Source organism: Flavobacterium esculini (assembly GCF_048284325.1).
Taxonomy (GTDB): Bacteria; Bacteroidota; Bacteroidia; order Flavobacteriales; family Flavobacteriaceae; genus Flavobacterium.
Genome location: NZ_JBLVPI010000008.1, coordinates 137058 through 159045, shown reverse-complemented (window position 1 = coordinate 159045; position 21988 = coordinate 137058). Strand labels below are relative to the sequence as shown.

Below are 21988 nucleotides of genomic sequence, written 5' to 3'. Positions count from 1 at the left end.
TGTTTTGTAAAATACTGATACAACAGCATTATTTCACAAATATAAATATATAGCCGATTATAAATTAAAAAAATTTTATTCTTTGACAGAAAGTTTAATTTAAAACCATTTTGGCAAAGAAATTGAGCTAGTAAAATAAGTTGAATTTTATCCCCCCTTTTATCTGGTAAATTTCACTAAAAAAACTATTTTTGAATACTTTATAAATTAAGACCCTAATGAAAAATTACAAGCTGGCCCTGATGCTTATTTCGTGCTTTTTACTTTCTTCCTGGAATGGAAATGCACAAATGATGGCTACAAATCCGAAAAATGAATTTAGAGCAGTTTGGATAGCCACCGTTGTTAATATTGACTGGCCAAAAAGTAGTACGGACAACGTAAACAAGCAAAAAGTAGATTTTATTGAAATTTTAGATGCTTATAAAAAATTAAATTATAACGCAGTAATTGTACAAATCAGAAGTGTTGGAGATGCCTTTTACCCAACGGAACTAGCGCCATGGTCTCGCTTTTTGACCGGAAAAGAGGGACAAGCGCCTAAACCTTATTTCGACACATTGGCATGGATGATAAACGAAACGCACGCCAGAGGGTTTGAATTTCACGCCTGGTTAAATCCATATCGTGCCACAATGGACTTGAACACTGCGATTTTAAATCCGCAACATGATTTTTACAAACATCCGGATTGGATGATTAAATATGGTGGAAAATATTATTACAATCCAGCACTGCCAGAAGTTCAAAACCATTTATTGTCCATAGTTGAAGAAGTTGTTGAAAAATACGACATCGATGCCATTCATTTTGATGATTATTTCTATCCTTACAAAATAAAAGGAGAACAGTTTAACGATACCGATTCTTTCAAAAAATATGGAAATGGTTTAAGTATAGAAGATTGGAGACGTTCGAACGTTAACAATTTTGTAAAATGTGTTTCTCTTTCGATAAAAAACATAAAACCATGGGTACAATTTGGCATCAGCCCGTTTGGAGTTTGGAGAAACAAATCTGTGGATCCTAAAGGTTCTGAAACGGAGTCTGGCCAAACTAATTACGATGATTTATTCGCAGATCCAATAGCATGGATGCAAAACAAATGGATTGATTATCTCGTTCCACAATTGTATTGGAGTATGGATCATCCTAAAGCTTCCTATTCAAAACTATTGCGTTGGTGGTCTGAAAACTCAACGAATACGGCTATTTACATTGGAAACGGAACCTATAAAATCAATGCGGATTCCGATAAAAAATGGAGTAATCCCAATGAAATTCCGAATCAAATAGATATTACCAGAACCTACAAAAACATTCAGGGAAATGCTTTTTTTAGTGCCAAATCTTTTTTAAACAGAAATCAAAACGTTGCGCAATTATTGATAGAAAACCAATACAAATACCCCGCACTTCCTAATGTGGTTCCAAATTCTATCAAAAAAATGGCAATTGTACCTACAGCGAATAATATTTTGGTAAATCCTATTTCTTCGAGCTTTAATGTCAAATATCCATTGTACAGCAAAGTACGTTATGTTATGGTTTATGGCGCTAAATTTAATTCGAAAATTGACATCAACGATCCAAGTCAAATTATTGATAAAATAGCATTTAAAGAAAATAACGATACTGTTGAAATTGTGATTCCAACCTATAAATTAGACAAAAACACAACCTGCGCCATTACATTCATCGATTTTTATGGTAATGAAAGCCAACCCACTTTAGTTAGTTTCACACTATAAAATTGAATTGAAAATAATCCGCTATACATGAGAAAAGACAACAGCCCTTGGTTTTGGATTCCATTATTAAATTTTGCCTCAGGTTTTCCGTATGCCATCATAATTTCTGTTTCGGTGATTATGTACAAAAGTTTAGGCATCAACAATGAAGACATTGGAGTTTACACTAGTTTGTTATATTTACCTTGGGTTATCAAGCCATTATGGAGCCCTTTTATCGATTTATATGCAACCAAAAGAAAGTGGTTTCTGGCGATGCAATTGGTTATCGCAATAGCTTTTTTGATTGTAGGATTAACCATCCCCATGAGTAATTTTTTCGTACTGAGTCTGGCTGTTTTTTGGGTTGCGGCATTTGCGTCAGCTTCAAATGATGTGGCGAGCGATGGATTTTATATGTTGGCTTTAGCCAAAGAACAACAATCTTTTTTCTTAGGAATTCGAAGCACATTTTACAGACTTTCTATGCTTACCGCCAATGGATTAATCGTAATTCTGGGTGGTTTTTTGGAACAAAAATATGGAGACAAAAGTAAAGCTTGGTCGTACACCATGATAATTGTAGCCTTGGTCATGGCTTTTCTTACCATCTATAACTTTTTTACCACGCCAAAAGTAGAAGAAACTAAAGTTACCGCTGAAACTAAAAACAAACAGAGTTTCGGAGTTGTTTTTAAAACCTTTTTTCAAAAGAAACAAATCGGGATTATATTAGCTTTTATATTGCTTTTCAGATTAGGAGAATCCCAGTTATTAAAAATGTTAACTCCATTTTTAATAGATGAAAAAATCAAAGGTGGCTTGGGATTAACCACTGAAGATGTAGGTATTATTTATGGTACCTTTGGAGTAACAGCACTGGTAATCGGAGGAATTCTTGGTGGAATAGCCATTTCAAAAGGAGGTCTTGGCAAGTGGATGTTACCTATGTTTTTAGCCATGCACTTACCCATAATAGGATTCATTTTACTATCCCACTTTCATCCAGCATCCATTTTTTATGTGTATGCAACTGTAATTGCAGAACAATTTGGCTACGGTTTTGGTTTCGCTGCCTTCATGATGTATTTAATTTATGTTGCTGATGGCGAATCTAAAACGTCACATTATTCTATCGCAACTGGATTTATGGCTTTAGGAATGATGCTTCCAGGAATGTTGAGTGGATTTATTCAGGAATATTTGGGTTATGGCAATTTCTTTATATGGGTATTTTTAGCAACCATACCAGGATTAATCCTTTCCCGATTTTTAATTTTCCCTTCCGATTTTGGAAAGAAATCAGAGCAAGAATAAAAACATATCATTTTCATTAACATATAAGGCATATAAGTGAATACATAAACTATTTAGAGTAATTAATTTTAACCAACCAGTAAAATCTCTACAATAACCTATATGCCTTAAATGGTTAAAAACTACTCTTATCACTATTTCAAAATGACATTAGAACAAAAAATAGGACAATTTTTCTTTCCAGCCGTTTTCATAAATGATACCGAAGAAAACATTCAGGCAATGGAACGATTAATCCGGGAACACAATATTGGTGGATTGACTTTTTTTCATAGCAGAGCCAGTGCAGCAACCAATTATGAAACTAAGAAAAAAGTAGTATTAAATGACGCTAGTTTTCAGCGTTTGAAGGAGCTAATCGTCAGGTATCAAAATTGCGCTACGATTCCTTTATTAATGAGTATTGATGCTGAATGGGGATTAGCCATGCGTGTCGAAAAAACGCCTCAATATCCGTATGCCATTACGCTGGGCGCGTTACCAAAAAGCGAAAAATATTTGGTTTACGAAGTGGGAAAACAAATAGGTTTGGACTTAAAATCAGTTGGAATCCATTATAATTTAGCGCCCTTGGCGGATATCAACAACAACCCTAATAATCCTGTAATTGGATATCGTTCTTTTGGTGAGAATAAAGAAAAAGTAGCTGATTTTGCCATCGAATATTTAAAAGGAATGAACGAGGTTGGCATTTTAGGTTGTCTCAAGCATTTCCCAGGACATGGAAATACGAATGTCGACTCGCATTTAGGATTACCTGTTTTACAAGAAACAGTAGCGGAATTATTGGAAAATGAATTAGTTCCATTTATAAAAGGGATCGAAAACAATGTTGATTCCATTATGATTGGTCATCTGGCTGTCCCCGCTTTGAATGAAGGAAAAGATACATCGGCAACGTTATCTAAATCAGTAATTGAAACTCTTTTGCGAAAGCAACTGGGATATGACGGTTTGGTGATTTCGGATGCGTTGAATATGCATAGTGTCTCCAAATTATATGAGAAAAAAGGACAACTGGAATGGGAAGCTTTCAATGCCGGAAATGATGTTTTGTGTTTTGCCGAAAACGTACCCGAAGGAATTCAGGAAATACTAAAAAATGCGACTCCGGAGCGAATTGAAGGCAGTTTTAACCGATTGTGGAAATGCAAACAAAAAGCAGGAATTGTAGACGGGAAACTTAATTTACCAAAACTATCTAAAAGTGATTTTGATTTTGAAACTACCTCCGTTTTAAATCGGAAAATTGCTCAAAACTGCATTACAAAAATAAAAGACAATCACAATACCGTGACCGTTTTTGATGCTAAAAACAGAGAAGATCTTGCCAAAATTAGTTTTTATAAAAACACCGATAATTCATTTTTTAAGAACTTATCTGCCGCTTTACCTTCACCCGAATTTAGTTATGAAACTGGCGGGGATGCTGTTATAAATGAATTAGAAAAAAAATTAAATAAATTTGATACACTAGTCATTTCTTTATTTGTACCAAAGGCAAAACCTTTAAACAATTTTGACATGGAAGATTCGGTACTTCAGTTTTTGGGTACTTTATTCCAAACCAAAAAATGTATTTTGTATGTTTTTGGGAACCCTTATGCACTTCAAGTTATCCCAAATTTAAAACACGCTTTAGGAATCATTCAAATATATCAGGATTTTACAGAATTTCAAGAAACCGCAGCGGAACAACTTTTAGAAAATACCCATTGCAAAGGAACTCTACCTGTGGCGGTTACTGGTCTGTAATTAACCGCTTTAATTTTATAAAAAACCTATATAAGAAATAACTATTTATAAATAACTTTTTATAATCAACTGGTATTGCATTCAACGGTCACTATAGACTACTTTTGCACCGTCAAAAAAATTAATTAAAAAGTAAATAAAATGTCATTAGTAGGTAAAAAATTCCCAAATATTGCAGTAGACGCTATTTCAGAAATGGGCGATAATTTAAAAATCAACATTTTCGAAGAAGCTACAAAAAACAACAAAAAAGTACTTTTATTTTGGTACCCGAAAGATTTTACATTCGTATGTCCAACTGAATTACATGCTTTTCAAGCAGCTTTGCCAGAATTCGAAAAAAGAAATACAATTATTATAGGGGCTTCTTGTGATACAAATGAAGTACATTTTGCTTGGTTAAACACTCCAAAAAATAATGGTGGAATCGAAGGCGTTACCTATCCAATTCTTGCTGATACTAACAGAAACTTGTCTAACATTTTAGGAATTCTTGACATTGAAGAAACAAGTTATAGTGAAGAAACAGATTCTATAATTATCGAAGGATCTAATGTAACGTACAGAGCTACTTACCTTATTGACGAAACAGGGAAAATTTTCCACGAAAGTGTAAACGACATGCCATTAGGTCGTAATGTAAATGAATATTTGCGTATGGTTGATGCTTATACGCATATTCAAGAAAAAGGGGAAGTTTGTCCTGCAAACTGGGAAGCTGGAAAAGAAGCCATGAGCGCTGACAGAAAAAGTACTGCAGAATACTTATCTCTAAACTAATAAAACAATTTCAATAGCAATGGTAATTTCAATATTTTAAAATTGCCATTGGATTTTGTTATTGAATTTTAAAAATAAAAACTATGTTGATCGAATTAAACGAAGATATATTAGCGGATTTAATTGCAAAAGACGAAAAAGTTGTAGTTCAATTCTCGGCTTCTTGGTGTGGAAATTGCCGTATCATGAAACCTAAATTCAAAAAATTGGCTTCAGAAAACGAAACAATCACTTTTGCTCTTGTTGATGCTGAAAATTTTCCTGAATCAAGAAAATTAGCTAATGTCAGTAATTTACCAACTTTTGCCACTTTTGTAAATGGGAAATTAGTAAACGAAACACAAACTAATAAACAAGAAGTATTAATTGAATTGGTGAACGAAATAGTTTAAAGTTGAATTGGTGAATCGTTAAAAAGCGTTTTGACCTGACTAATAAACAAATCAACGTATAACCGAATAAACAAATAAAGATGAAATTACCGGTAATCAAGCATTTAACGCAGTTTATAGAAGAAAATGATGAAGATTACATCATAGAAACAATTGAAGTTCTAGAAGCAATGACAGAAATTACATCATTGAAAGATGAAGAATTAGATGTAATTGGTGAATTAATTTCAAATATGTATGGCGCTTTAGAAGTTAACAAACTGGTAAAAACGGGAACTGATAAAAAAGAAGCTTTAAACAGTTTTATGAAACGTGTTCTGAGTTCTATCGATAAATAAAAAAGAATTTTTAATGCAATATTTTTAAAACGCAGTCCGAAACGACTGCGTTTTTTTGTGTATTTTATAAAAAAGACATTGGGTGGTGTGGGTTTACTTAATGCTCAAAATCTTGAACTTTATCCCGAAGTTTCATCCTTAAATCTTAAATAATTTTCATACTTTTGAACCTCATTAAAAAACAAAAATTATGGCTGCAGTAACATTAAAAGGAAATTCAATAAATACCTCAGGGGAATTACCAACAGTAGGCTCAAAAATGAGTGATTTTAAATTAGTTAAAACCGATCTTTCTGTAGCTACATTAGGTGACTTTGCAGGAAAAAAATTAGTTTTAAATATTTTCCCAAGTATTGATACTGGAACCTGTGCCGCATCAGTTAGGAAATTTAACGAAAGTGCAAGTAAATTGAAAAACACTAATGTATTATGCATATCAAGAGATTTGCCTTTCGCGCAAAACCGTTTTTGTGGTGCTGAAGGACTTGAAAATGTTATTAATTTATCTGATTTCCAAGCGGGAGATTTTGGTAAAACCAATGGGTTAGAAATTGTAAACGGTCCTTTAGCCGGATTGCATTCCAGAGCTATCATTGTAGTGGATGAAAACGGAATAATTACGCATACGGAGCAAGTTGGTGAAATTGTAGATGAGCCAAATTACGAAGCGGCATTAGCTGCACTTTAATAGTATCTGAATGGAATTTGAAAAAGACAATACTTTTTTTACCGGAAGATTAAAAAGTGTCACGTACGCTTTTAAAGGTGCCGTAAAATTAATTACCACAGAACACAGCATAATGGTACAATTTTCATTAGGAATACTAATGACTATTGCTGGATTCTATTTTGGAATAACTTCCACACAATGGCTTTTTCAAACGATGGCCATTGGTCTAGTTATGAGTATTGAAGGTCTAAATACGGCTGTTGAAAAAATAGCCGATTTTATTCATCCAAATTATCATGAAAGAATTGGATTTATCAAAGATATTGCTGCTGGAGCTGTATTTTTTGCTGCTTTAACGGCAATCGCAATCGGTTTAATCATATATATACCAATACTTCTGTAAGGTATTATTACAATCAAGAATGGCAAAAACAATAAAAACAGCACCTTTAGATAAAAAAAAGGATTCTAAAACGGAGGAAAATAATCCAATCAAAATAACGAAACAGCACAAAATTGTTTTTGGTTCGCTTTTGGTATTATTTTCAATTGCTTTATTATTTGCATTTATTTCCTTTTATATTTATGGACAACAAGATCAAAGTGCTGCTGGTGAATTGACTGACAGAACTGAAGTTGTTCATAATTGGTTAGGAAAATTTGGTGCCTTTTTATCAGATTTACTTGTTTATAGAGGTTTTGGACTAGCCGCATTTATATTTGTACGCTTGTTTTTCCTGACAGGAATGTACATGGTTTTAGGTATTTCCTTAAAAAAATTAAAAAGTATTTGGTTTTGGGATTTATTCGTAATTATTATTGCAGCCATTTTATTTGGTTTTTTTGCTACTTCAGTACCTGAATTAGGAGGAACAATTGGATTTGAATTGAATTTATTTTTGCAGGATTATATTGGAAAAACAGGAACTTTACTACTATTGTTGTTTGGATTAATTCTTTATATAATCTTCAAAATCAAAATCTCCCCTGAAAACATTCAGTCGTTTTTTGACAATACAAAAAAAGAAATCAAAGCAGATTTAGCCACTATTCCACTAAATGGCGCAAAAAGTAGCGGGTATAATTTAGAAGAATTTGCTGTTGTAGAAGAGGAAATTGATGAAATTCATTTAAAAACAAATGGTTCTCAATTCGAAATTAACAAAGAGGCGTTGAAACCAACCATAAGCAATTCATCGGATATTAACAGAGATCCCATTGTAAAACCACTTGCTATGCAAGTTACACCAATAGTATCTCCAGAAATTATTTCGAATCCTATTGATACTTTTGTTATAGAAACTGCTCCGGAAGAAGATATTATTGAGGAAAATTTAGCCTCGCGATTAGTGGCTGATTTTGGATTATTCGATCCAACTTTAGATTTATCCAATTATAAATTTCCTACGATAGACTTATTAAAAGAATATTCAACTGGTGGAATTACTATCAACCAGGAAGAATTAGAAGAGAATAAAAACAGGATTGTGGATACGCTGCGCAATTACAAAATTGAAATTGCTCAGATAAAAGCGACTGTTGGACCCTCAGTTACTTTATATGAAATTGTACCGGAAGCGGGTATTCGAATTTCAAAAATTAAAAGCTTAGAAGATGATATCGCTTTGTCTCTTTCGGCATTAGGAATTCGTATCATTGCCCCTATTCCTGGGAAAGGAACTATAGGAATTGAAGTTCCTAATAAGAATCCTACGATGGTTTCGATGAAAAGTGTTATTGGCTCAGCCAAATTTCAGGAAGCGGAAATGGAATTGCCTATCGCTCTTGGAAAAACAATTTCGAATGAAACTTTTGTGGTAGATTTAGCCAAAATGCCTCACTTATTGATGGCGGGAGCTACCGGCCAAGGAAAGTCTGTAGGATTAAATGCTGTTTTGACTTCCCTTTTGTACAAAAAACACCCAGCCGAAGTTAAATTTGTTTTGGTAGATCCAAAAAAAGTAGAGCTTACACTATTTAATAAAATTGAAAGACACTATTTAGCGAAACTCCCAGATATGGATGACGCTATTATTACCGATAATGCAAAAGTGGTCAATACTTTGAATTCACTTTGTGTAGAAATGGACAACCGTTATTCTTTATTGAAAGACGCGATGGTTCGAAACATAAAAGAATACAACGATAAATTTAAGGCTAGAAAATTGAATCCAGAAAATGGACACCGATTTTTACCTTATATTGTTCTTGTAGTCGATGAGTTTGCCGATTTAATCATGACTGCAGGAAAAGAAGTTGAAGTTCCTATTGCGCGTTTAGCACAATTAGCACGAGCCATTGGCATTCACTTAATCATAGCCACGCAAAGGCCTTCTGTCAATGTAATTACAGGTTTGATAAAAGCCAATTTCCCTGCGAGAATTGCTTTTAGAGTTACCTCCAAGATTGATTCCCGAACCATTCTTGACACTCAAGGTGCCGATCAGTTAATAGGACGAGGCGATATGCTTTACACCAACGGAAATGACGTTGTTCGGGTACAATGTGCTTTCATTGACACACCAGAAGTAGAAAAAATCACTGAATTTATTGGATCTCAAAAAGCATATGCAACCGCTTATTTACTCCCAGAATTTGTAGGAGAGGAAAGTGGCATTAATCTTGATATGGATATTTCCGACAGAGATACTTTGTTTAGAGAAGCTGCCGAAATAATAGTAAACGCACAACAAGGTTCGGCTTCATTGTTACAAAGAAAACTAAAATTAGGCTACAACAGAGCGGGTCGATTAATCGATCAACTTGAAGCTGCCGGGATTGTAGGTCCATTTGAAGGAAGCAAAGCACGCAGTGTAAATATTCTGGACATGAGTTCTCTTGATCAATTTTTCAACAATGAACAAAACAACTAACACCATGGAATCAAAGATTCAAGAATTCAAAAAAAACAAGTTAAAAGAGATGAGTAAAAGATTTTTTCAAATTGCAGTTTTACTATTTTTTAGTTTTTCAATACAAGCCCAAGATAAAAAAGCGAAAGATCTTTTAGATCAAGTTACAGCAAAAGTTAGAAGTTATAATAATATTGTTATTGATTTTAAGTATTCTTTGAATAATGCCAAAGAAAATATCAATCAGGACAGCAAAGGAAATGTAATCATGAAAGGCAATCAATTTGTATTGAATTTCATGGGAGTCACTAAAATTTTTGACGGAAAAAAAAGTTACACCATTGTTCCTGAAGATGAAGAAATCACTATTTCTAAAGTAACTGACAAAGACGACAATGCCATTACTCCTTCTAAGTTATTGACTTTTTTCAATTCTGGTTACAGATACAACATGGATATTTTGCAGGATGTGAAAGGACGAAAAATCCAGTATATTAAATTGGTTCCTACCAATGCAAAAGATCAAAGAAAAGAAATACTATTAGGCATTGATGTACAGACCAAACACATCTACAACTTAATTGAAATGGGCAAAAAAGGCACAAAAACTACTTTAACCGTTAATTCTTTTAAAACCAACCAACCTTTGTCAAAAAATCAATTTACCTTTACCGAAAGTAAATATCCAAATTACTACATCAATAAATTAGATTAATTCTTAGGTGAAAATTCTTGACAAATACTTATTAAAAACATTCCTGACTACATTTACGACTGTATTTGTAATACTCTTTTTCATTTTTATACTTCAAACTGTTTGGTTATTCATATCCGAATTAGCGGGTAAAGACTTGGATTTACTAATGATTATCAAGTTCTTGGGTTTTTCAATGCCACGAATAATTCCTTTGGTTTTACCATTGTCTGTATTATTGGCATCGATAATGACTTTTGGGGATTTGTCAGAAAATTATGAATTAGCTGCTATGAAATCAGCAGGTGTTTCTCTAAAAAGAGCCCTAAAAAGCTTAACTTTTTTTATTGTTATTTTGGGATTTGTAGCCTTTCTTTTTGCTAATAATGTAATTCCTTTTGCTGAATATAAATTCATCAATTTCAGAAAAAACATCGCACAAGCTAAACCTGCACTAGCTATCGCCGAAGGTCAGTTTAGTGATGTTGGTTTTTATAATATCAAAGTGAATAAAAAATCCGGAGAGAATGGAAATTTCCTTACCGGAATCACAATCCACAAAAAATCAAATCTTGGTGACGGCAGTAAAACGGTTATCAAAGCCAAAAACGGAGAATTGATAAGCAGCGAGAAATCCAGCATTCTGCAATTAGTACTGAATAATGGGTACTATTACGAAGATATCGTTCCCAAAAAATATGAAGACAGAAATAAAATGCCGTTTGCTAAAAGTTCATTCAAAAAATACATCATCAATATCGATTTATCAAAATTGAATAAAGTTGATGTAAATGATCAAAGCATTGCAAATACCAACACGATGCTTACCGTAAGCGAATTAAACTATACGCTGGATTCACTACATAAGAATTTAAAAACAGATATCATTTCGTTTTCAGAAAACATGAATCAGCGAATTGCAATTCCGAGAGATAATAAAATAAAACCACTCAAAAAAAGTAAAATTCTTCCAAACAACATATTGGCATTATATAAAAATGACGAGAAATCTAAAATTTTAGACTTTGCAATCAGCAATATGGCAAGTACAAAATATTCAATTGATGCCAGTGAAACGGAATTTAAAGCGAAACGAAAAAATATCAACAATCATTTACTGGCATTTTACGATAAATTTGTAATTGCATATGCGTGTTTTTTGATGTTTTTTATAGGAGCACCTTTAGGGGCTATTATCAGAAAAGGCGGACTTGGCCTTCCTATTATTTTTGCCGTTTTAATTTTCATAACGTTCCATTTTATAAATACTTTTGGTAAAAGAATTTCACAGGAAAACGGGCTGACACCATTTATGGGCGCTTGGTTATCTTCAATAATTTTATCTCCATTGGCTATTTTATTAACGTACAGGGCCACAAACGATATTGGATTAATAAACATGGATGTTATTTTAGCACCATTCCAAAAAATATATAAAAAAATATTTCCAACACCAAATTAAATACCAATCATGGTTACAAATAAAATACACCTCAACACTATAGAAGAAGCAATTGAAGATATCCGACAAGGAAAAATTATAATTGTTGTTGATGATGAAGATAGAGAAAACGAAGGTGATTTCTTGGCTGCAGCCGAAAAAGTAACACCAGAAATGATTAACTTCATGGCTACTCATGGTCGCGGATTAATATGTGCTCCATTAACAGAAAGCCGTTGTAAAGAATTAGGCCTGCATGTAATGGTCAGTAACAATACGGATCCAATGGAAACTGCTTTTACAGTCTCAGTAGATTTAAGAGGAAATGGGGTAACTACAGGAATATCCGCGGGAGATAGAGCAAAAACTATTTTATCTTTAGTTGATTCCAAAACAAAACCACATGATTTAGCACGACCAGGACACATCTTTCCTCTTATTGCTAAACAAGGAGGTGTTTTAAGAAGAACAGGGCATACAGAAGCCGCAATTGATTTTGCACGACTGGCTGGTTTTAAATCTGCCGGAGTAATTGTAGAAATCATGAACGAGGATGGTTCGATGGCGCGTTTACCACAATTGGTAAAAGTGGCTAAAAAGTTCGATTTAAAATTAGTTTCTATCGAAGATTTAGTGGCTTACAGAATGCAACATGACAGTCTTATTGTAAAAAAAGAAGATTTTGATTTAGAAACCCGTTTTGGTACTTTCAGATTACGTGCTTACCAGCAAACCACCAATAAACAAATACATATTGCTTTAACAAAAGGAACGTGGAATTTGGGCGAGTCTATTTTAACCAGAATCAATTCCTCACAGGTAAATAATGATTTGTTAGGTACATTAACCAATAACGCAGACCAACAACTGGATGACATGTTCAAAGTAATTAATGAGCAAGGAAAAGGTGCCGTTATTTTCATCAATCAGGATATGCAATCGGTTAATTTACTGAGTCGCATAACCGAACTTAAATTATTACAAAGTGAAGGGGTGATGAAAGCACCAAAAATTGTTATCGACAGTAAGGATTTTGGTATTGGTGCTCAAATATTACATGATATTGATATCTCAAAAATAAGATTGGTATCCAATACTGAGGGGACTAAACGCGTTGGAATGATTGGTTATGGGCTAGAAATAACAGAATATGTAAAGTATTAAACCAATATTTTATTTTTTTTCAAAAATAAGTTTCGTCTAAAGCATAGAAAATGAAACATTTAAAAATTAGCAGTAAAAATAGATGCTTTTTTTATAAAAATAGATTTGCATAACCAAAAAAGGTTCTTATATTTGCACTCGCAATCAGGTAATGAAAGCGACATACTGGAGAAATGGCAGAGCGGTCGAATGCGGCAGTCTTGAAAACTGTTGACTGTAACAGGTCCGGGGGTTCGAATCCCTCTTTCTCCGCCAGTAGAAAAACAAATGGTATCAAAACCCCGTAAATCTTATGATTTACGGGGTTTTTGCTTTTACTACATATTCAAATTATTCATCTAATCTCATTCTTAACGAGATAAAATCGAGACCCTACTATAATTCTAAAATCAGGTCTCGCTAAATCGACTTAAACCTTTCAAACAACCTGTTCAATGGCTAGTTTAACACTAGTCCATTATTTAAACATCTTGTTTGATATTCTTTAGAAATCTAAATTGAATAATAATTAAAAGGTCACCACTATGAAAACTAAAATCACATTGCACTTTTATGCGAAGAGTACAAAAGCTAATGCTGCAGGTCTACTTCCTATCTATGTAAGACTAACTGTTGATGGAAATCGAATGGAGTTCAGTACCAAAAAATTTATAGATTCTACTAAATGGTCACCTGAGCTGTCAAAAATGAAGGGCAATACAGAGAATGCTCGTTCATTAAATGAATACCTTGATTTACTGAAATCAAAAATATTCGACATCCAAATGGAATTAATACACCGGAACGAACTCCTTACAATTGAAGTTTTTAAAAATAGACTTCTCGGCATCAAAGAACATCAACATATGTTCATCCCTATTTTCGAAGAACACAACCGGAAAGTAGAAGAGCTTATAGGGCTTGAATACGCACCTGGAACACTAGAGCGATACAAAACCTCACTTAAGCACACCAAAGACTTCTTGCAGTGGAAATACAACGTATCCGATATTGAAATCAATAAAATAGACCATCCTTTCATAACAGAATATGAATTCTATCTGAGAAGTGTCCGCAAATGCGCCAACAACACAGCAGTCAAATACATTAAGAACTTCAAGAAAATAATTAAAATCTGTATTTCAAATGGGTGGTTAGATAAAGATCCATTTACAAACTATAAATCAAAAATTCGTGAAGTCGAAAGAGATTATCTGACACAAGAAGAAGTTCAGGACATCTATTCTAAAGTATTTGCAACCGAAAGACTAAACCAGGTAAAAGATATTTTCATTTTCAGCTGCTTTACAGGTTTGGCTTACATCGATGTCAAAAACTTAACGGTATCAAATATCAGCTTGGGTATTGATGGCGGAAAATGGATATTTACACATCGTCAAAAAACTGAAACAGCTTCAAGAATCCCCCTTCTCCCTATTCCAGAAGAATTAATCCTGAAATATGCCAATCACCCACAATGCATAAATGAAGATAAACTGTTACCTATTTTGAGCAATCAAAAAACGAATAGCTACTTAAAGGAAATAGCGGATGTTTGCGGTATTAAAAAAGATTTAACCTTCCACATTGCAAGACATACTTTTGCGACGACAGTAACACTCACAAATGGTGTTCCCATAGAAAGCGTTAGCAAAATGTTGGGGCATAAAAACATAAGAACCACACAACACTATGCTAAAATATTGGACAAAAAAGTGAGTGAGGATATGGAATTATTAAAATCCAAATTGGGCAATTTTAAACAGGATAGAAATGTCTCGGATAGAACTAATTCATGGAATGCATAAGTTAGTTCCTAGTAATCCAAGTTTAACAATGGCGCCTTCTTTCAATTTGGTAGGGATTAATGTTCTTACAAGCAATGTAGGTTTAATAAGTTATTCTAAAACTTAAATTTGGAGTTCGTCGAAGTGAAAAAGTTTTTACATCTTCAATAGAATTGGTAACTGTATTTATTCTATAATATTCATTGATTTCATTTTTTCGATTCAATACATTCAATAAAGAGAACCCCAATTTATATTGAATTTGATCTAAGCTTTCCCATTTGTATGTTGTCGAAAAATTAACTTGAAAAAAGTTATCTAGGACTTTATTGTTAGGGGTATTGTAATCAATTTTTGGATTTGAGGAATTACTATAATTTATCGCTGAACTTATAGGAGTTGTTTCGGGTTTTCCAGAATACCATTTTGAACCCAATGCTATTTTTAGATTTTTTCTTTGATAGATCCCAGCCCAAGAGACAATATGATCTAATTTAAAGTTGTTTGGAAATACAGGTTGTTCTAAATTTGGAAAGTGATAATTATTTTCATTATAAGTATAACTCAACCAGGTAATGAAATGATTTATTTTTTTTTGAACTAGCATTTCAATTCCTAAGACTCTATAATCACCATTAATTTTTACAAATTCTAATTGGTTTTGAAATCCTTGACTTGAGCTATTAATTCCAGTTACTTTTTTATAAAAATTTTCTAAAGTAAACAACCAATTATTTTTGGCATAAGAAAAACTAATTGATGCTTGTTTACTTTTTTGAATAGGAATAGTCGTGTTGTTTGCCAATATCCACCGTCTTTTTTCAATTCCAAAATAATCTTTCTGTAGATCAATAACCTGATAACAATTTTGACTTTTGAATTCACCTAATACTTCTAAATTAAAATGTTTTGTGATAGCATAATTAAACTGTAATCTTGGTTCAAAAAGGTGTTTTTTAAATTGTTCTATATAGTTTAATCGCAATCCTACATTAAAATATATTTTGGATAAGGTATCGTTATATTTTCCTTCAACTATGAACGCATGAGTTCGCAGAACTTCTTTAATTCTTCTGTAAAATATTGGACTATTTACTTCATCTAAATTTATAGTACCAATTTCGCTTAATTGATATCCATTATTAAAAGTAAATTTTGAAGTGATTATATGACTATTCTCAAGCTTAAAACCATTGTCTAACACTTTATTTTCCTGTCTTACAGTTTGATTATCCTGTATTTGTTTTTTTTCGGCATTAAGTTCGTAGGACGAAGTGTAAACATTGAAATTACTACTATTTTTTGCATTCCAGTTTCGTTTCCACGAAAGATTACCTCCGTAATTTTTTTGATATAAAATATTATTTTCCGACTGAATTATAGTATTAATTCTGGTTGTCTGAAAAACTTTAAGTTGATCATTTATAGTTATAAAATCTAAAATGAGATGGTCTTTACGTCCAATTTTTTGAGAATATTTAGCCGTAATATCGTAAAAATTAAATTTCTCGTCACTTGAATAATCGATATTTTGATTATTGGAAAAATTAGTAATACTTGTGTTTTGAAAAGCTTTATTATAATATTCTTTATAGGTAGGCGTTTTTACTAAATCGGTTATGGATTTTCTTCCGGCAATTTCCAAGAAACCTTTTTTGGTGATATTAAACTTTGAATAAATATCAGCATTAATCATATTTATTCCTGCACTAAAACTGTTTTTTTCAATTTTATTGGGGTTAGAGGAAATATCAACAACACTCGATACACCTTCTCCAAAAAAAGCAGAACTTCCGTTTTTAGTTATAGAGATAGTATGGGCTAAATTAGGATTGAACGCTGAAATTAATCCAAAAAAATGTCCAGTTTGGTACATTTTTATTCCATTCCACAAAAATAAATTTTGATCATGGGTGCCGCCTCTCACATTAATACTCGCAATACTTTCATCGGCACTATAAATACCGGGAATTTGCAACATGGTTTGTAAAACATCGGGTTCAATTAAACCAGGCAAGATTCCTAGTTTCTTTGGCTTTATTTCAAATGTTCCATCATTTTTTTTTGAAATTCCAGAAGTTAAAAAATGATTCGCTATTATATTCTTTAATCCAAAAACTTCAACTTCAATATAAATTTTTTGGGAATTTTTATTTTGTAAATCTGCCATAGAAATTTTTTTAGTGGCAAAGCCAATACAACTAACCAATAAATCCGTTGATTTTTCTTTTTTTAGTTCAAAATATCCTTTTTTATTAGTTGAAGTACCGGCACCATTTACAAACTTAATATTCACATTTTCCAGTGGAGAATTATCTTCTTTCGAAAATACATATCCACAAATAATTTTTGTGTCAAATGCATTATTGCTAAAAATAGTAATGAATTTATTGTCTATATTTTCAAAGAATAGATTGGTTTTTTTTTGAAGATAACTAATCTTCTTATTCAAGGACAAAGATTTTTTTGGAGGTACAATTTTAAAAACAACTATTTCATTATCAATATAATTAAAATAAATATGATGTTGTTTTTCTATGGATTGCAGAATATCTTTTAATGCAATTGTTTTGCTTCTGTCTTGAGCTGTCATACTCAAGGCAAAAACACAGCAAAAAAATAAGACATAAATACGTTTAAAAAACATTTATTTTCCTTCAAAAATTATTTTGTTTGGAGCAATTTTATTCGGTTCTAAATGATAGGTCTTCGCAATAATTTGAAGGGCAACATCAAGATTGTCAATAGGAATTTTACCAGTAAATAATTCACCCGAATATTTTGCTTTTACTTCAATAGAAACGTTGTACTGCCTTTGAATTTCATCTAATATGTCGCGTAAATTTTCTTTATTAAAAGCAATTGTATTTTCTAGCCATTCTGGTTTAGAAGCATTAACGGTTGTATTTATCTGCTTTCCATTTTCAAAAGTAACACTTTGCCCGTGGGTTAAAATCACCTCTTTTTCTTTGTAATTTACTTTTACCCTTCCTTCAAAACAAGTTACATCAAAACGACTTTTTCTTACTTTTACATTAAATTGAGTTCCAAGAACAGCAACCTTTCCAAGATCAGTTGCAACTACAAATTTTTTGCCTTTTGCTACTTTAAAATAAGCTTCACCATGTAATTCAAGGTTTCTGTTGTTATCCCAATTCCATTTTCTATATTCAATTTCTGAACCAGCATTCAAAACTACTTCGGAATTATCGGGCAACGAAAAAGAAACACTTTTTCCATTAGGTGCATATTGGTTTTGTGAGGCAAAGTTTTCTACCATAAATGTAATTCCTAACCCGATAACTAAAACGGCAGCCACTTTAAATAACCAATTTTTATATAGAGGAATAACTTTAGGTGTTGTTTTTTTATGACTTATAACATGCTCTAAAACTTTCGTTTCATTAAAATTGGGCACTTCTAAATGAGAAGTATAATTTTTAATTTTTTCATATTTTTCATAATCCGGATTAGCTTTAAATTCAGCTAATTCGGCTTCTGTCAAATCGTTGTTTAACCATTTTGCTAAAATGTGATTCTCTTCCATTGTATTAATCTTATTATGTTTAAAACAAGTAAAAACAAATTTACCCTACTTTATACTATCAATTTCTTTTCTTAGTTCAACTAAAGCCAAATGTATTCGCTTTTCAACTGCTTTAACACTTATATTTAATTCTTCTGCAATTTCGCTATATTTCTTACCATCAATTCGATGCATCAAAAATGCAACTCGTTGTGTTTCATTTAAATTTTCGATTGATTTTAATAATTTATTTTTGAATTGCTTTTCTTCCAATATGAATTCAGGATTTTCATTTGTTTTATCAAAACCAGAAAAATTCTTTTCATATTGCAAGACCACCTTTTGATGTGCAATGTCATTAAGAGAGCCATTGTTGGCAATAGTGTAGATATAGGATTTAGCTTTTTCCAGAGGAACTGCACTGCAATTTTGCCAGAGTTTAATAAATGCTTCTTGTACTAAATCTTCGGCTTGGTCTTTATTTCCATATTTATAAAAAAGAAAATTGCGAAGCGACTTTGCATGACTTTTGAAAAATGTAGAAAAAATAATTTTATCACAAGTTTCTGATAATGAATTTATTGCCATCTATTTCGTGGATTTTTACCTTACAAAGGTATATTTATTTTTAAATTTTGGTAGGGTAATCTTTATTTAAACTGTTTTATTATCAAATCCTCTAATTTTTATGACATGAGTACAATGAAAGCTCAATACAAACCGAGGAAGATATATGAATTCCAAAACAAAACAAATATGAAAACGATTAAATATTTATTAATGAGCTTTACGGCAATAGTATTTATTTCTTGTCAAAATGAGGAAACATTGGTTATTCAAGATGCTACTCAAAACTTAACGGCCGTCTCTCCTCTTACGGGTTTGATTTCTAGGGTGTCACAAAACCCTACGTCTAAGGATAATGTTTTGGATAATTCTAGTTGTTTTAATGTTCATTTGCCAGTTATTGTTATTGTAAATGGAAAACAAATTACAGTATCTGACCAAAATGATTATGTAACAGTTCAAAACGCATTAGATGCTTTTTCAAATGATGATGATATTGTAAACTTTGTTTATCCAATAACGATTCAATATCAAAATTTCAAAACTCAACTGATTACAAATTCTGATCAATTAGATGATGTTATTGATAATTGTGATGAAGATGATGGGTTTGATGAGATTGACTGTATACATATAAATTACCCAATAAAGATTAATATTTATAATGCAGATAATCAAATTGCAAAGACTATTACTATTCAAAACGATACCGATTTATATAACTTTTTAGAAGATATAGAAAGTAATGTGTTTATTTCTATCAGCTATCCAATTTCTATTACAGACCCGAATGGTCAAAATGTTGTAATTACAAACAACTCTAATTTTGAAAACAGTATTGAAGATGGGATTAAAGATTGTGGTACTAATTCAGGCACTGGAGGAAATCAGAATTTCACTTCGATTTTGACAGAGGGAACATGGCATGTTTCTTACTATTTTGACGACACTGATGAAACTTCAAATTACAAGGATTATAATTTTGCTTTCAATTCTAATGGGACTGTTGTGGCTGTAAAAGGAACAAATAATATTGGCGGAACTTGGTCAACTTTTGTAAATAGTGGTCAAGATATATTTCTGCTAAAATTTGATGACAGTAAATTAGATGAATTGGAAGACGATTGGAAAATTAAGGAATATACAACTACGAATGTTAGACTGAAAAATAAAAGCAGTAGCGATGGAGAAACTGATTATGTGTATTTTACTAAAAACTAATTAAAACTAAATATAAACCCCATTAATTACTTTAAATTTCAAAGAACTATTTTTTATAAATGCATTTATTAAAATCGTTTGCCAAGAACATTAATTATTAACCCCCTAATTATATTTACTTAACCTTTAAAAAAATGAAAAAATGAAAAAAACAACAATTTTAGCATTACTTGTCATTATGATAAGTTCTTGTACGGATAATCCATCTACAAGCGGAAATGTGACATTAAAAGCTTCAGCCGTTTCTGCAACAGGAAAAACTTCTACCACTGCTCGTACTGCTGCATCAACAGTGGTGTTCACGGAATTTAAAATAAACATTGGTAAGATAAAATTTGAACTCGATGAAGAAGATGACAAGTATCTTACAGATTCTATTTATGATGATGATGTAAAACTTGTAGGTCCCTTTTTAGTAGATATCCTGGATCCAAACAAAACTTTGAGCCAATTTATTACTTCTGTTAATATTCCAAATGCCAAGTATGAGGAAATTAAATTTAAGTTTGAAAAAAGTATTATGCCAGGCGAAATGGAAGGTAAAACTTTTTTAATTAAAGGGACAATAAACGGTAAAAACTTTATCATCTGGAGTGGCAAAGATGCTGAACTTGAACTTGATTTTGATGATCCAACTAAAGATTTTACAGTTAATAGTAATGACGTAACTCTTAATATTAAAATACAACTTGATGCTCTAATGGTAAAATTAACAACTTTAGCTAATCAGAACCTATTGCTAGATACCGATGGAGATGGAGTTATCGAAATTAGTACCGATAACGATGATGGACATCATGACATTGGAGAGCAAATAAGAGATTTGTTAGAAAATGAATGTGACTTGGATGACAAGGATTAATTAAAATTTAAAAAAAGAGAAGCTACTTCGGGAGGCCACTGAAAAGTCCCTCGAATAAGGAAAATGAAAATAACTAAAAAGGAGCGAAAAAACTATGGTTTCGCTCCTTTTGGTTATTATACCCCCCCCTGTAACTAAGAAGATTGAATTTGACTAAAAAAAGACAATTAAATAGAATCAAAGCCTTATTTAATCGCTTTTTTTAATGATTTTTGTAAATAGGGACTTTTTCAGTGCCCTCCTACTTCGGCTTCTCTTTTTTTTTAAATAAAATCTTAATTAAATGTTAACTAATTTACATTGGCATAGTTGTTGGCTTTGCAAAAAAAAAGTATTTACATAAAGAGTTAATAATTAAATTAAATATTGAAAAATGAGAACATTAAAATTAATCGCTGCAGGAATAATCCTTTTTGCATCCAACTCAATTCATGCACAAATTTCAGTAAGTTTAAACATAGGTTCACCGCCATCTTGGGGTCCTGAAGGATATGCGGAGGCAGACTATTATTATTTGCCAGATGTTGAAGCTTATTATGATATAAGAGCTACTCAATTTATTTATTTTGGTGGAGGAAGATGGATACGATCAAGATATTTGCCTAGAGAATATAGAAATTATGATCTATACAATGGATACAAAGTGGTTTTGAATGATTATCATGGTTCAAGACCTTATAGAAATTTTGATAATGATAGAATGAGATATTACAGAGGTTATCATGGCAGACCACAAAGATCAATAAGTTATAATAATAATAATAATAATAATAATCGAAGAGAATATGATGATCGAAGAGAATATGATGATCGAAGAGAATATGACAATGATGATTATGACAATGATGAGGGTCATGGAAGTAAACATGGGGATGGGCATGAAAGAGACTAATTCCTGATAAAAAATGATAAA

19 protein-coding genes and 1 tRNA gene are annotated in these 21988 nt (G+C 32.0%); 17 read left to right on the top strand and 3 right to left on the bottom strand.

The features are described 5' to 3' along the window. The first annotated feature begins 218 nt into the window (after positions 1–218). The 14 genes from ACNQGG_RS09215 to ACNQGG_RS09150 all read left to right on the top strand — a co-directional run bounded on the left by ACNQGG_RS09215 (position 219) and on the right by ACNQGG_RS09150 (position 14920). Complete coding sequence (locus ACNQGG_RS09215) at positions 219–1751, top strand: glycoside hydrolase family 10-like protein (protein WP_417963250.1); 1533 nt, start codon at positions 219–221, stop codon at positions 1749–1751. Between the two features lie 27 nt (positions 1752–1778). Continuing rightward, positions 1779–3047, top strand: coding sequence for an MFS transporter (locus ACNQGG_RS09210; protein ID WP_417963248.1), 1269 nt, complete (start codon positions 1779–1781; stop codon positions 3045–3047). A 144-nt stretch (positions 3048–3191) separates the two neighbouring features. Further along, positions 3192–4802, top strand: coding sequence for a glycoside hydrolase family 3 protein (locus ACNQGG_RS09205; RefSeq protein WP_417963246.1), 1611 nt, complete (start codon positions 3192–3194; stop codon positions 4800–4802). A gap of 141 nt (positions 4803–4943) precedes the next feature. Further along, positions 4944–5582: a peroxiredoxin gene (locus ACNQGG_RS09200; RefSeq protein ID WP_417963244.1), complete on the top strand. Its 639-nt coding sequence runs from the start codon at positions 4944–4946 to the stop codon at positions 5580–5582. Between the two features lie 83 nt (positions 5583–5665). Next, positions 5666–5974, top strand: a complete 309-nt coding sequence (locus tag ACNQGG_RS09195) for a thioredoxin family protein (protein ID WP_417963242.1) — start codon at positions 5666–5668, stop codon at positions 5972–5974. Positions 5975–6054: 80 nt separating this feature from the next. Further along, positions 6055–6312 (top strand): DUF6952 family protein, encoded by a 258-nt coding sequence (locus ACNQGG_RS09190; protein WP_417963240.1) that lies wholly within the window; start codon positions 6055–6057, stop codon positions 6310–6312. Between the two features lie 190 nt (positions 6313–6502). Further along, the gene (tpx, locus tag ACNQGG_RS09185) at positions 6503–7000 is read left to right on the top strand and encodes a thiol peroxidase (RefSeq protein WP_417963238.1); all 498 of its coding nucleotides are present in this window, start codon (positions 6503–6505) and stop codon (positions 6998–7000) included. A 10-nt stretch (positions 7001–7010) separates the two neighbouring features. Continuing rightward, the gene (locus ACNQGG_RS09180) at positions 7011–7385 is read left to right on the top strand and encodes a diacylglycerol kinase family protein (RefSeq protein WP_417963236.1); all 375 of its coding nucleotides are present in this window, start codon (positions 7011–7013) and stop codon (positions 7383–7385) included. A 19-nt stretch (positions 7386–7404) separates the two neighbouring features. Next, positions 7405–9855 (top strand): DNA translocase FtsK, encoded by a 2451-nt coding sequence (locus tag ACNQGG_RS09175; RefSeq protein ID WP_417963234.1) that lies wholly within the window; start codon positions 7405–7407, stop codon positions 9853–9855. A 49-nt stretch (positions 9856–9904) separates the two neighbouring features. Beyond that, complete coding sequence (gene lolA1, locus ACNQGG_RS09170; protein ID WP_470303307.1) at positions 9905–10549, top strand: outer membrane lipoprotein periplasmic chaperone LolA1; 645 nt, start codon at positions 9905–9907, stop codon at positions 10547–10549. A 7-nt stretch (positions 10550–10556) separates the two neighbouring features. Then, positions 10557–11990, top strand: coding sequence for an LptF/LptG family permease (locus ACNQGG_RS09165; RefSeq protein WP_417963230.1), 1434 nt, complete (start codon positions 10557–10559; stop codon positions 11988–11990). A 9-nt stretch (positions 11991–11999) separates the two neighbouring features. After that, complete coding sequence (ribB, locus tag ACNQGG_RS09160; protein WP_416850590.1) at positions 12000–13133, top strand: 3,4-dihydroxy-2-butanone-4-phosphate synthase; 1134 nt, start codon at positions 12000–12002, stop codon at positions 13131–13133. Positions 13134–13300: 167 nt separating this feature from the next. Beyond that, positions 13301–13388 (top strand) — tRNA-Ser (locus tag ACNQGG_RS09155). A gap of 269 nt (positions 13389–13657) precedes the next feature. Next, a complete protein-coding gene (locus ACNQGG_RS09150) occupies positions 13658–14920 on the top strand; it encodes a site-specific integrase (RefSeq protein ID WP_417963228.1) in 1263 nt (420 codons plus the stop codon). An 82-nt stretch (positions 14921–15002) separates the two neighbouring features. On the opposite strand, the gene ACNQGG_RS09145 is transcribed toward ACNQGG_RS09150, so the two are convergent. Genes ACNQGG_RS09145 through ACNQGG_RS09135 form a run of 3 tightly spaced genes read right to left on the bottom strand, consistent with a single transcriptional unit; the run spans position 15003 to position 19013 of the window. Then, positions 15003–17492, bottom strand: coding sequence for a TonB-dependent receptor (locus ACNQGG_RS09145; protein ID WP_417963226.1), 2490 nt, complete (start codon positions 17490–17492; stop codon positions 15003–15005). Positions 17493–17546: 54 nt separating this feature from the next. Further along, positions 17547–18446 carry a FecR family protein gene (locus ACNQGG_RS09140; RefSeq protein ID WP_417963225.1) on the bottom strand — a complete coding sequence of 300 codons (900 nt, stop codon included), beginning with the start codon at positions 18444–18446 and terminating at the stop codon, positions 17547–17549. Between the two features lie 45 nt (positions 18447–18491). Then, on the bottom strand, positions 18492–19013 hold the full coding sequence (locus ACNQGG_RS09135; RefSeq protein WP_417963223.1) for an RNA polymerase sigma factor: 522 nt from the start codon (positions 19011–19013) through the stop codon (positions 18492–18494). A gap of 168 nt (positions 19014–19181) precedes the next feature. Here ACNQGG_RS09135 and ACNQGG_RS09130 point away from each other — a divergent pair, with 168 nt between their 5' ends. The 3 genes from ACNQGG_RS09130 (at position 19182) to ACNQGG_RS09120 (ending at position 21967) form a co-directional block, all read left to right on the top strand. Further along, entirely contained in the window at positions 19182–20213 is a 1032-nt protein-coding gene (locus ACNQGG_RS09130; RefSeq protein ID WP_417963221.1) for a hypothetical protein, read from the top strand. A 142-nt stretch (positions 20214–20355) separates the two neighbouring features. Further along, the gene (locus ACNQGG_RS09125; RefSeq protein ID WP_417963219.1) at positions 20356–21075 is read left to right on the top strand and encodes a hypothetical protein; all 720 of its coding nucleotides are present in this window, start codon (positions 20356–20358) and stop codon (positions 21073–21075) included. Positions 21076–21448: 373 nt separating this feature from the next. Continuing rightward, positions 21449–21967, top strand: coding sequence for a hypothetical protein (locus tag ACNQGG_RS09120; RefSeq protein WP_417963217.1), 519 nt, complete (start codon positions 21449–21451; stop codon positions 21965–21967). Positions 21968–21988 lie beyond the last annotated feature (21 nt).

Coding starts and splice junctions, on each gene's coding strand:
- ACNQGG_RS09205 (WP_417963246.1), top strand. CDS start 3,192: ATGACATTAGAACAAAAAATAGGACAATTTTTCTTTCCAGCCGTTTTC.
- ACNQGG_RS09125 (WP_417963219.1), top strand. CDS start 20,356: ATGAAAAAAACAACAATTTTAGCATTACTTGTCATTATGATAAGTTCT.
- ACNQGG_RS09135 (WP_417963223.1), bottom strand. CDS start 19,013: ATGGCAATAAATTCATTATCAGAAACTTGTGATAAAATTATTTTTTCT.
- ACNQGG_RS09140 (WP_417963225.1), bottom strand. CDS start 18,446: ATGGAAGAGAATCACATTTTAGCAAAATGGTTAAACAACGATTTGACA.
- ACNQGG_RS09150 (WP_417963228.1), top strand. CDS start 13,658: ATGAAAACTAAAATCACATTGCACTTTTATGCGAAGAGTACAAAAGCT.
- ACNQGG_RS09195 (WP_417963242.1), top strand. CDS start 5,666: ATGTTGATCGAATTAAACGAAGATATATTAGCGGATTTAATTGCAAAA.
- ACNQGG_RS09190 (WP_417963240.1), top strand. CDS start 6,055: ATGAAATTACCGGTAATCAAGCATTTAACGCAGTTTATAGAAGAAAAT.
- ACNQGG_RS09120 (WP_417963217.1), top strand. CDS start 21,449: ATGAGAACATTAAAATTAATCGCTGCAGGAATAATCCTTTTTGCATCC.
- ACNQGG_RS09210 (WP_417963248.1), top strand. CDS start 1,779: ATGAGAAAAGACAACAGCCCTTGGTTTTGGATTCCATTATTAAATTTT.
- ribB (WP_416850590.1), top strand. CDS start 12,000: ATGGTTACAAATAAAATACACCTCAACACTATAGAAGAAGCAATTGAA.
- ACNQGG_RS09175 (WP_417963234.1), top strand. CDS start 7,405: ATGGCAAAAACAATAAAAACAGCACCTTTAGATAAAAAAAAGGATTCT.
- tpx (WP_417963238.1), top strand. CDS start 6,503: ATGGCTGCAGTAACATTAAAAGGAAATTCAATAAATACCTCAGGGGAA.
- ACNQGG_RS09215 (WP_417963250.1), top strand. CDS start 219: ATGAAAAATTACAAGCTGGCCCTGATGCTTATTTCGTGCTTTTTACTT.
- ACNQGG_RS09145 (WP_417963226.1), bottom strand. CDS start 17,492: ATGACAGCTCAAGACAGAAGCAAAACAATTGCATTAAAAGATATTCTG.
- lolA1 (WP_470303307.1), top strand. CDS start 9,905: ATGAGTAAAAGATTTTTTCAAATTGCAGTTTTACTATTTTTTAGTTTT.
- ACNQGG_RS09180 (WP_417963236.1), top strand. CDS start 7,011: ATGGAATTTGAAAAAGACAATACTTTTTTTACCGGAAGATTAAAAAGT.
- ACNQGG_RS09130 (WP_417963221.1), top strand. CDS start 19,182: ATGAAAACGATTAAATATTTATTAATGAGCTTTACGGCAATAGTATTT.
- ACNQGG_RS09200 (WP_417963244.1), top strand. CDS start 4,944: ATGTCATTAGTAGGTAAAAAATTCCCAAATATTGCAGTAGACGCTATT.